This is a genomic window from Endozoicomonas sp. SESOKO3 (assembly GCF_024606255.1).
In genome coordinates, this window is record NZ_JAHHPR010000189.1 from 1 (window position 1) to 1,250 (window position 1,250).

The 1,250-nt window shown below is 50.7% G+C and carries 1 protein-coding gene; it reads right to left on the reverse strand.

What is annotated here, in order from left to right; translation table 11 throughout:
* Positions 1-1,231: hypothetical protein (locus KDK18_RS03290; RefSeq protein ID WP_257253195.1), on the reverse strand; the 1,231-nt coding region annotated here is incomplete at its 3' end.
* Between the last annotated feature and the right edge of the window lie 19 nt (positions 1,232-1,250).

Consider the following 1,250-nt stretch of genomic DNA (forward strand, 5'->3'; position numbering starts at 1 on the left):
AAATGCTGCGATACATCCGGGGGTTGGCGTTGTACTGTCTGGCAAACAGCAGAGACCCGGTTCTCAGCAGAATGACTGAGGAAGCGGCCTTACCCAATGGCATGGCCAGCCCGCCCACTTCAGAGATCTTTTCAATGCCGTCGTGGTAGGTATATTGGCGAGTTCGGTCAAGATCAACATCATAGTGTTCCAGCCAGTGCTCGAAAGGTGTGAGAGCTCTGTGCAGGTAATCACCCCGGCTGGTCAGATCCAGAAGATAGAGGAACGCCATGTTTGAGAGAGACAGCCTTTCAGCCTGCTCGGCGGTATGGATCGCCAGCAGAGGCTTATAGGTGAAGAAGTACCAGGCGGCCGCCTGTACCAGAGAGGCTGAAGGTTTTAGCCAGTAATCATTGAGCCGATGCTCAACCGCTGCAGCATGAGTCTGCATCAAGGTGTCATGGATAGCCTTGATCAGCTCTGATTCAGACACGCCAAGGGTATTGGCATAAGGTGCCAGAGTATCCTGAATATTGGCCAGGAAGGCTGCCGTCCTGCGGCCGTTATTGAAGGCAATATCGTTAAGGACGTAGTTGGCGATGACCGCAGCTGCGTACTCTTTCATGCCGGTAACAGACTCTTTCATACCTGAAGGGCCAGTGGTGGTCACGGTCACAGGATCGAAGGCATTGCGCATGAATTCCTTTGCACCCTCGTCAGACATCATTTGAACAACCTTTTTGAATTGAGGCACATTGACGCCGTAGCGGTAGCCAAGGAAGTGCTCGAATTCATCCACTGTCTGATAACCATCGACACCTCTGACCGCTTTAATGTAATTATGAAGTTCAACCTTGCTGATCAGACCTTCACTCAACAGAGCTATTATCCTGATACCAGTGTGAGAATGAGTAGCGAAGTGTTCCGAGAAGAATCTTTCAGGCACGAGAGGGTGAAAGGCTCTTTTGCTCATGCCATTAATTTCGTCGTCGTATCGTTGAGCCCCGGTTTTCATTTCATTCCTGGCCCTGTAAACCAGCTCCTGGACTTTTGGCAAGACAGGGTGATCTACGATAGACAAAGGGTAGGGTGGGGAGCACCTCATCATGTCCTTGAAGATTTCTACAGCCTGACTGGCCTGAACAAGCGTCAGATGGTCTCCAACCATTGTCTGCAAGCGAATCGGTGCAAATTCGTCGATAAAATTGAAAGACGCAAGGGTTGGTATTGCATTACCGCTTTCTGCTGCCAATCCTGCCAGACCGATGGCG